The sequence below is a fragment of the Flagellimonas oceanensis genome (assembly GCF_003992595.1).
GTDB classification, from domain to species: domain Bacteria; phylum Bacteroidota; class Bacteroidia; order Flavobacteriales; family Flavobacteriaceae; genus Flagellimonas; species Flagellimonas oceanensis.
On record NZ_RZNA01000001.1, the window covers coordinates 1 to 10308 of the forward strand.

Here is a 10308-nt window from a genome sequence, read left to right on the forward strand (position 1 = left end):
AGATGATGAGGATGCCTTCCCATACGATCCAAACGAAGATTCCGATATTGATGGCGATGGTGTAGGTGACAATTCTGATACGGACGACGATAATGACGGCGTTACCGATACCGATACGGACGGAGACGGTCTTGGCGACAACGTTGACAATGATGATGACAATGACGGTATACCGGATAATCAGGATGATTTCCCGAATGATGCTTCAGAGACAATCGATACGGACGGGGACGGAATTGGCGACAATGCGGATACCGATGACGATGGCGATGGTTATTCCGACGAAGTGGAATTGACCGAAGGAACCGACCCAACGGATGCATCCAACACTCCATTGGATACCGATGGGGATGGTATTCCCGATAGCATGGATGAGGATGACGACAATGATGGTGTTCCAGATGCGGACGATGCATTCCCAACAAGCGAAGAGCCTTCTTTGGTTCCTGCACAGGCCTTTACGCCTAATGGTGACGGGAACAACGATGCTTGGATAATTCCAGGAATCGATAATTACCCGAACAACGTGGTGAAGGTATACAACCGCTGGGGTCACGAAGTTTTTGGAACCCGATCCTATCGCAACAACTGGGAAGGTTTCTACAAGAACAGGAACGAAAAACTCCCTGCGGGATCGTACATGTATGTCATCAACCTAGGCGATGGCAGTGCACCATTGCAAGGATGGATATTCATCAACTATTAAACCAACACAACAAAAAACACCATACACAACAGATGAAACTTTTAAATAACATTCAATTACTGGTCCTCCTCCTCGTGCTTTCCCTATCGGCAAGTGCACAACAGGACCCGAACTATACCTTTTACCGCTACAACATGAACATTTACAACCCTGCCTTTGCGGGGAGTTCCGAGGCTGCCGAATTCTCATTGGGGATTCGCAGCCAATGGGCGGGAATCGAAGGGGCTCCTGAAAGCCAAAGTGCCATTTTCGGGATGCCCGTGGGCAAGAACATAGGGCTCGGGGCCTCCATACTCAACGACAAGACCTTTATCGAGCAACAGACATGGGTGGCCATCGACGTCTCCTACAACATCCAATTGGACGATGAGCACATGCTCTACTTCGGGATCAAGGGAAGCGCCAATTCCTACGACGCCAACACACAGGGCCTTGTGACCTACGGTGTGGGACAGGACGGGACATTGGTGGATTATGATAGCCGCTTCACCCCCAATGTGGGCGCCGGGGTCTATTTGAAGCACGACAGGTATTTCGCGTCCCTTTCGGCACCAAAGCTGTTGACTCCCGACCGTTTGCAGGAGCGTGATGGCAATGCCTACCTCGGGGTGGACCGTATGCACGCCTATCTGAGCGGTGGGTATACCTTTTTGCTGGGCAGGACCTTGGACCTGAAGACCATGGGGATGTTGCGCTACGTGGATGCATCGCCCATATCCGTGGAATTCACGGGAATTCTGGATTTTGGGGAACGCTTTGAGTTAGGGGCCAGCTACAGGTACGATGAGAGCATCAGTGGACTGTTCCTGTTCAACATCAGCAGCGGGTTCAATCTGGGCTACGCCTACGAGACCTCAATCCAAAACCAAATTGACGGTTTGGACAACAACACCCACGAACTTTTCATGAGACTAGCACTCTAAATAAATCGCTCATAAAAAAATGATTTTACGAGATAAGGGGTGTCCTTAAATAGGTATGGTGATACTATTTTCAGTTGCATTCATATTGATTTAATCATTAATCTTTTTAAAGTTGAAAAATAGCTTGAACTTGAATATTATTACTGACTTTATCTAGAGTTAAACACATTAAAGTTGTGTCCAAAAGTTGTTTTTTGCTTTCCGTGTTCTTAACGGGGGTACCTTCAAGATTATAGTGTTAAAATAATGATTTTCAATAATATAGAATTTCGTCGATGATTCAGTCACCCCGACACAATAAAGCGAATGTTTTAAAAGCACTGTCAACCAATTGATAGTGTTTTTTTTGATTTTGGTGTATACCTTATTTCCTTTAAGCAGAATGCAATAGAATAGGATCAACATGAAATCATAATTGAATACTGGTTAAGGAAAGGGGAGCGATGTCCGTTGATATGAAAATCGTTAAAAATTAGTAAACGTTGTTAAACCCTTATTACTTGGCATTTTTTTGATATTCTTGAAAGCATATTGAAATTAACATATCAAGAAATCATGTCATTATTACCGTCCGCTAACCTTTTAACTTCTATTAAAAAACTAAACCTTAAAATCGACAACATCCATTACCAATTGTCCCCAGAAAAACTTCAAGACATCACAGTTGACAATGGAATGGGAAAAGAGGCCTCTTCCGGTGCCTTGGCCGTAAATACTGGAGAGTTCACGGGCCGGTCGCCGAAGGACCGCTTTATCGTGAAGGACGAAATCACCAAGGACAAGGTCTGGTGGGGAGACATCAACATCCCATTTGATAGTGAAAAGTTCGATGCATTGTACGATAAGGTCATCGCTTACCTGAACAACAAAGAACTATATATTAGGGATGCCTACGCCTGTGCCGATGCGGACTACCGTTTGAACATCCGTGTAATCAACGAGTACCCATGGTCCAATATGTTCGCCTACAATATGTTCCTTCGCCCCACTGAGGAGGAATTGGAGGATTTTGACCCGGAGTGGACCGTGGTCAACGCACCCGGTTTTATGGCCGACCCAAAGGAGGACGGCACCAGACAGCATAACTTTGCGATTTTGAACTTTGGCAGAAAGATTGCCCTTATCGGCGGTACGGGCTATACCGGGGAGATCAAGAAGGGGATATTCTCCGCGCTCAATTTCATCCTTCCCGTATACAAGAATACCTTGCCCATGCACTGTTCCGCCAATGTGGGGGGGTCGGGGGACACGGCGATATTCTTTGGACTTTCTGGTACAGGAAAAACCACTTTGTCCACCGACCCGGACAGAAAACTGATCGGGGACGACGAGCACGGTTGGACGCCGGACAATACAGTGTTCAATTTTGAGGGAGGCTGCTATGCTAAGGTCATCGACCTATCAAAAGAAAAGGAACCGGAGATCTACGGAGCCATCAAAAAGGGTGCTATTTTGGAAAACGTGGTAATGGACAACAATGGCGATGTTGATTTTACCAATACCTCCATAACCCAGAACACCAGGGTAAGCTATCCGATACACCATATCGATAACATACAGTTGCCATCGATAGGGAAGAACGTAAAGAACATCTTTTTTCTCACGGCGGATGCTTTTGGGGTATTGCCCCCCATTTCAAAATTGACCCCTGCACAGGCTGCCTATCACTTTATATCCGGTTATACGGCCAAGGTTGCCGGAACGGAAGCTGGTGTTGTAGAGCCACAGCCATCCTTTTCTGCATGCTTCGGAGCCCCGTTCATGCCATTGCACCCGGCCAAGTATGCGGAGATGCTGAGCAAGAAGATGAAGGAATCCGGTGTGGACGTGTGGTTGGTGAATACAGGCTGGACTGGCGGTCCCTACGGAGTGGGCACCCGCATGGAACTAAAGTACACCAGGGCGATGATCAGCGCTGCATTGAACGGGGAGTTGGGACTGTACAATTATGGGAAGTACCACATCCACTCGGTCTTTGGTGTGGCCCAACCGAGGGAATGTCCAGGTGTGCCGACCAAGGTGCTGAGCCCAAGGGCTACATGGAACAATGACGAGGCGTACTACAAAACGGCCTTTAAGCTCACTAACGCCTTTAGGGAGAATTTTAAAAAGTTCGAGGAGCATGCCGGCGAGGAAATCCGAAGGGGAGGACCGCAACGGTACGCGTTCTAAACCTTTGGTTTATCTACAGAAGGTACTGATGTATTGATCGGTAAAAACATAGGATTTGTTATAATCAACAAGAAATCTGCCGGTACTGAACTGACAGTCAAAGCTTAGCACATCTCCTTCCTTGATTTGGTTAAAATCCACATTGGGCGCCATCGTCGGATTACACGTAATGGGCTTTGAAAAGTCATCCAATAGATTTTTGGCTATGGAGTTGGTCTCGCTTTTTAGTTCGTTCAATAACTTTGCCGATACGGCCTCTTTTTCTAAAACATCTTGAGGGACAAACTCAATGTCGCGCCCAATGGCCTTACCGGAGCGCTGTACCTCTTTACCATCAATACTGAACTCGGTTTTGAAAAAGGTATGCACATAGGCAATTTTCACATAATTGGGGTCATCTTCAAAGTTGGAGTTCATGTAGGATGAAATCAACTTGGGATTGGCGTCCTTGGTTAGAAATGAATCGATGGGAACCTCACGTTTATCATACCAAATCTCATGTTTTTGGTATTCGTATCCTTCGAAAGATTCTCCGCGATCATCCCGTTCATCCATACACCGAGCGTACATGACCACTTCTTTTGCTACATAATGAAATCCGTTTCTTTCCCTGAAAAAAGGAATTTTATATTCCTCTTTGAGCTTCCATTTACCTTGGTATTTGTAACAAGGGTAGTAACAATCTTCAGGTAGTTCCTTTAGCCGGACATAGGGTTTTACGTAGTTATTTTCAAAACCCCACCGCAACATTTCATATCGAGTCTCCTCGGATGGTTCCTCGGTTTGGTCAATTGTTTCGTTGGAGCGTGTTATCATGTAGGTGGTCAGGATGCAACCTAATAGTAAAAGCCCGATGCCAAAGAGGTACTTTTTATTGCTGAACAAGGAATCATCAGGCTTTTCACCTAATTTCTTTACCTTACCGCGAAGCTCATTTACATCCAAAAGACGCTGAACATTTCGTAGAGCCCTGGTAAGCTCACCTTCCGATGCTGTATTGTTTATTAATCTAGAGAATTGTGAATCACTATAAAATAGATCACGTGCAATCTTTGAATTGCTCGTCGATTCAAACTTGTTCGTGTTCGAATCGTATTTGCCATAATGGCGTTCTAGTTTTGAGATAAATTCCGCATGAATTTTATTTATCTCGTCTTCTGTGTGCATGTAAGTCGGTTAAAAATTGATAAAAATTGATAAAAGTTATTAAAATGACAATATAAATAGCGATTATTTATATAATTGTCAATCACATAAGCACAATAATATCAAAACAACAACTTTTGTTTTTTTGGTAATTTTTACTCTAAACTAATCAAACTTAAAACATTTAAAATGAAATTCAGACTTAAGCATGCATTTTTGCTTCTTGGGGTCCTTTCCTTTCAAATTGTATCTTCTCAAAAACAAATTTCCGGAAAAGTAACTGACGAAAATGGGCAACCATTGCCTGGGGTGTCCATACTTGAGCGAGAGACAACTAATGGAACCACTTCAGATTTTGATGGTAACTATGCCATTACGGTACGGGACGAATCCTCACAAATTCTATTCAGTTATATTGGGTTTACCACGGTAACCAAAACGGTTGGGAGCGGTAATACCTTAAATATTGTTATGGAGGAGAGTGCTGAGGCCTTGGACGAGGTTGTCGTAACTTCTTTGGGATTTAAAGAACAGAAAGACGATTTGGGTTATGCGAGTTCTACGGTTTCCGGGAACAAGGTAGCCGAAGCCGGGGAAACCAATGTGCTCAATAGTTTGTCCGGAAAATCGTCCGGAGTACGTATTTCCAGAAACTCTAGCGATCCAGGCGCAGGATCTTACATTCAGATTAGAGGGGTGTCTTCCATTACCCGAAACAGTCAACCGCTTATTATTGTAGACGGCGTTCCAATTAGTAACGATGTACGAGGAAACAGCGATAGCGGTGGAGTGAACCAAGAATCAAGGCTGAACGATATCAACCCGAACGATATCGAGAGCATTACGGTGCTCAAGGGTGCGTCCGCAGCAGCTCTGTGGGGAACACAGGCCCTGGGAGGTGTCATCAATATTACGACCAAAACCGGTAAGTTCAACAGTCGACTTTCTGTAAGCTTAAAGAGCACTTATTCATACGATGAAATTAACCGTAAATATCCGCAACAGGATGAATATGGGCAGGGTGATAATGGAGTGTATGACCAAAGGGCAAGGGATTCCTGGGGAGATAAACTGTCCGAAAGGTCTGGAGGACTTGACGAGCTGGATACGTCGGGCGAATTTTATTTGGATCAAAACGGAAATGTCTATTACCCTATTTTGAACAAAAACTCACAGCAGACCTTTCATGATTCCAATTTTGATAAGATTTTCAATAATGGACACTTTTTGGAAAACAACTTGAGCGTTAGCGGAGGCAATCAAAAAGGTTCTATGTTCTTTAGCTTGGGAAACCTGGACCAACAAGGTATCATTAGGAACAATTCCGATTACAATAGAACGACGATGCGCTTTAATGCAAGACAAAACTTTACCGATGCCATTAGCCTAAAAGTAAGCTCCTCCTATTCACGGACCAAGTCCAATAGAATTTTAAAGGGTGCGAACAGTTCCGGACTATATCTTGGATTGCTAAGAAATCCAGTGGACTTTGATATATCCGGTTACAGAGGGGATTATTTCACAGACGGGGATGCTACTCCAGTATCGGACAGGCAAAGGTCGTATAGAGAGCCTTTGGGTGCGGACGGTACACCAACATACAATAATCCGCTTTGGACCATTAACGAGCAAGAAAATTTGGCCAAGGTAGATCGTTTTATTACCAATGTTGAGTTGACTGCTACACCCAGTTCTTGGTTGACTTTGATTGCCAGAGTGGGACTTGACCATTATAGTGAGAAAAGAAATCAATTTTTTACGCCAGGGTCCGCGTCAGGATCCTATAGATCTGGTTTTATAAGTCAGGAGTTGGCTACCAATACCATTTTTAATATGGATTACATCGCCAAGACCAATTTTGACCTAACGGACGATGTCAGTGGTGATTTTTTGTTGGGATTTAATTATAACGACAAATCAAGAGCGGTAAATGGATATATCGGGACCAACTTTGTTCAGTTCCTCGATGTGGACAGTGGTATAAGGGATTCGGATAATATCCTGCCCGAAAATATAGAGACCAATAGTTACCAAGGGCAGGAACGGACCGTGGGGGTATATTCGTCGGCATCATTTGCGCTGTATGAGATGTTGTATGTAAATGCCACGGTCAGGGGCGAAACCGCATCTACTTTTGGGGATATGGACAACAAGGCTTTCATTTTTCCATCTACCTCTGTGGCTTGGCAGTTTTCCGAGTTGGAACCTTTTCAGGAAAGTACCTTCTTTTCTTTTGGAAAATTACGGGCTTCCTATGGTGAGGTCGGTGTACAGCCCGCCCGATACAATACCTCAAATGTATATGTTTCCCCCACATTTGGGGATTCCTATGGAGGAGGGCTGAACCTTGGGCTGTTTGGCAACGGGGCATTTGTGCCAAGTGCCAGTCGTGGAAATACCAATTTGAAACCGGAAAGGAAAAAGGAAATGGAGTTAGGTTTGGACCTACGCTTTTTTAGAAACAGGCTTTCCATAAGTGGAACATACTTTTCCAATGTTACGGAAGATGTGCTCTTGGAGTTTCCTCAAGCCAATTCAACGGGATACACATCCGTATATACCAATGGTGCGGAAATCGAAAACAAAGGGTACGAACTGGATTTGGGCTATCGTATCATAGATAGGGGAGATTTTAGCTGGTCGATGGATGCGAATTTCACACAGGTTCGTAATAAAGTGACCGATTTGGCAGGAATCGAATCGTTGAACCTAGGGGGCTTATCGGCGGTAAGTTCCCGAGCGGTAGAAGGTGAGCCTTTGGGTGTGCTGTGGGGCTCCAGGACCCTCCGGAACGAGGATGGTTCCATTGTTTATGATGAATACGGATTTCCCGAGCAAGACCAAGTGGAAGGAGTCATTGGCGACCCCAACCCAGATTGGCAAGGGTCTTTGGCCACCAGTATTTCGTACAAGAATTTTAGGCTGACAGCGCTATTGGAAACCTATCAAGGAGCCGATATTTATGCAGGAACCAAATCCGTGATGCGTGATTTGGGAACTTGGTACGATACAGCTAACGAGGTCACGGCTACACGAAATTACTTTACAGCGGACGGTAACATTATCAATATCGGAGAAACTTTTAGGGGCAATGTGCAGGATTTTGGCGCAGGTCCGGTCGCTCTTACCGAAGCATGGTACAATGGTGATGGCGGTTTTTTCAGCAACGGGAACGATGAACTGTATGTAGAAGATGGTTCATGGACCCGTCTAAGGGAATTGAGCCTTTCCTATCGCTTAAAAAATGAATGGATGGCGAAATCCATAGGTGTTCAATCTGCCGAATTCTCGGTAACAGGAAGAAACCTTTTCTTATGGGCTCCATTTGAAGGAAACGATCCGGATACCAACCTTTCTGGTGTAAGTGCGGCTAGGGGGATAGATTACTTTAACAACCCTAGCACCAAATCATACTTGTTTAGCCTAACACTTAACTTCTAATCAAAAAAAATATAATAATGAAACGCTATATATCAATCGTAATACTTTGTGCACTACTGATATCCTGTAGTGACCTGGTCGATGATTTGAACAACGACCCCAATAATCTTACGGAGAGTTCTTTTGGTTCGGTTCTTACAGGTGCCGAAGTGGGAAACCTATTGTTCCAGAGTGGGGAATCAGCTCGTCGAGCAGCCATTTTTGCAGGTCAATATAGAGGAATAGATAGACAGCATGAAGGCTTCTATACGTATTCGGTAACCACCAGTGATTTTGACGCCCTTTGGAATGATGCCTTTGTAAATGGTTTCAGAAATGCCTTGATTGCGGAAGAGACCGCTCTCAATGATGAAATTGGCCCAATTGCACAGGGAATAGCCTTGGTTTTACAGGCACAGGTTGCAGGTTCTATTGCATCCTTGTATGGTGACATCCCTTTTGATGAAGCCGGGAATGTTGCTATCACAGACCCTGTGTTTGAAAGCCAAACCTCGGTCTATGGGAAAATACAGAACACCTTGGACACCGCTATTTCATTGTTGGGCCAAGGAACGGGAAGACCAAGTGCCGGTTCCGATATTTATTTTGATGGAGACGCCAATGCATGGATAGAGGCCGCCTACACGCTTAAGGCACGTTTTTACATGCATACCAAGAACTATCAAAGTGCATTGAATGCTGCCGGCAACGGAATCAGCTCCATGGCGAACAGTATGTATGGACCGCATGGAACCGCTGCGGAAAACTCCAATCTGAATTATCAGTTTTTTGCCATAGAAGTGCGACAGTCGGATGTTGTGGTATCTGATTTTATGGCAAGCCTTGTGGATCCAAGTACGGGCAATCCGATACCCTCCAATTATAGGGGAAATGCCAAGACTGATGAAACGGGACGATATGGTTTTCTTTTTACCACAAATAGCACAGGCATACAGCCCAATATAGAAGACGGTTTTGCTGCTCAGGATGCCCCGGCACCTTTGGTAACCTATGAGGAGAACTTGTTGATATTGGCTGAGGCAGGTTTGCGAGTCAATGGTTTTGGGACAGGTCTATCTAATTTGAACGAGTATAGGGCATTTATGGATACGGGAGGGTACCTGAGAAATGTAGACCCATCCCAAGTCAACTATGAGCCTTATGTATCGGCTGATTTTGAAGTGGGAGGTATGGAAAACACGGATGGTATCAGTCAGGAAAATGCGTTACTTCGCGAAATCCTGGAAGAACGTTACATTACCTTGTTCGGTCAAATAGAGACATTCAACGATACCCGAAGAACTGAGGGAGAAATAGTGGTCAGGGTGCCTATTACCCCGAACACGGGAAATCAATTACCACAACGGTTTTTATATCCACAATCCGAAATAGATAGGAACGACAATGTTCCCAATCCCATACCCAATTTTTTTGACGAAACCCCGGTCAATCAATAAACCAATAACAATTGCATTATCAAATTATGAGAAAAAAGCATATCAAGAATCTGAGTATATGGATAGTTGCACTGGTGCTGACCATTCCGGTTCAGCTAAGTGCCCAAGAAAAGGAAGGTCCCATCAAAATATTGTTTGTTGGAAATAGCTTTACCTACTTTTGGAACATGCCCCAATTGGTGGACGCTATGGCCGAAACACAGGGGGTTGATATTTCTGCACACCAATCCACTGTGGGAGGCAGTAATTTGGAACAGCACTGGAAAAGTGAAAAAGGAACGGTTACCCGCCAACTGCTTGAAGAGAAAGAATGGGACTATGTGGTGTTCGGAGACCATAGCCTGAGTACCATAGATACACCGGAACGTTTTAAGGAATACGGTACCAAGTTTGCCGAACTGGTCCGTTCCAAAGGGGCGCAGCCCATTTTCTATATGACCTGGGCCTATAAATCCAATCCATTGATGCAAGAGACCATTACCAA

General features: G+C 44.6%; 6 protein-coding genes and 1 pseudogene. 6 read left to right on the forward strand and 1 reads right to left on the reverse strand.

Annotated elements, in window-relative coordinates:
• The 3 genes from EO132_RS19110 to pckA all read left to right on the forward strand — a co-directional run.
• The coding region (locus tag EO132_RS19110; RefSeq protein ID WP_164732241.1) for a gliding motility-associated C-terminal domain-containing protein at positions 1-706 on the forward strand (706 nt) is incomplete at its 5' end.
• 32 nt (positions 707-738) lie between these two features.
• Positions 739-1629: a PorP/SprF family type IX secretion system membrane protein gene (locus EO132_RS00010; RefSeq protein WP_164732242.1), complete on the forward strand. Its 891-nt coding sequence runs from the start codon at positions 739-741 to the stop codon at positions 1627-1629.
• Between the two features lie 555 nt (positions 1630-2184).
• Positions 2185-3801: a phosphoenolpyruvate carboxykinase (ATP) gene (pckA, locus tag EO132_RS00015; RefSeq protein ID WP_127135999.1), complete on the forward strand. Its 1617-nt coding sequence runs from the start codon at positions 2185-2187 to the stop codon at positions 3799-3801.
• A gap of 9 nt (positions 3802-3810) precedes the next feature.
• On the opposite strand, the gene EO132_RS00020 is transcribed toward pckA, so the two are convergent.
• A complete protein-coding gene (locus tag EO132_RS00020; protein WP_205780289.1) occupies positions 3811-4968 on the reverse strand; it encodes a hypothetical protein in 1158 nt (385 codons plus the stop codon).
• Positions 4969-5136: 168 nt separating this feature from the next.
• Between EO132_RS00020 and EO132_RS00025 the strand changes: the two genes are divergently transcribed.
• From EO132_RS00025 to EO132_RS00035, 3 genes and pseudogenes are all read left to right on the forward strand, one after another.
• The gene (locus EO132_RS00025) at positions 5137-8388 is read left to right on the forward strand and encodes a SusC/RagA family TonB-linked outer membrane protein (RefSeq protein WP_127136000.1); all 3252 of its coding nucleotides are present in this window, start codon (positions 5137-5139) and stop codon (positions 8386-8388) included.
• A 17-nt stretch (positions 8389-8405) separates the two neighbouring features.
• Positions 8406-9824 carry a SusD/RagB family nutrient-binding outer membrane lipoprotein gene (locus EO132_RS00030; RefSeq protein ID WP_127136001.1) on the forward strand — a complete coding sequence of 473 codons (1419 nt, stop codon included), beginning with the start codon at positions 8406-8408 and terminating at the stop codon, positions 9822-9824.
• 26 nt (positions 9825-9850) lie between these two features.
• A pseudogene (locus EO132_RS00035) lies at positions 9851-10308 on the forward strand (hypothetical protein); the annotation flags it as partial.

Coding starts and splice junctions, on each gene's coding strand:
- EO132_RS00010 (WP_164732242.1), top strand. CDS start 739: ATGAAACTTTTAAATAACATTCAATTACTGGTCCTCCTCCTCGTGCTT.
- EO132_RS00030 (WP_127136001.1), top strand. CDS start 8,406: ATGAAACGCTATATATCAATCGTAATACTTTGTGCACTACTGATATCC.
- EO132_RS00020 (WP_205780289.1), bottom strand. CDS start 4,968: ATGCACACAGAAGACGAGATAAATAAAATTCATGCGGAATTTATCTCA.
- EO132_RS00025 (WP_127136000.1), top strand. CDS start 5,137: ATGAAATTCAGACTTAAGCATGCATTTTTGCTTCTTGGGGTCCTTTCC.
- pckA (WP_127135999.1), top strand. CDS start 2,185: ATGTCATTATTACCGTCCGCTAACCTTTTAACTTCTATTAAAAAACTA.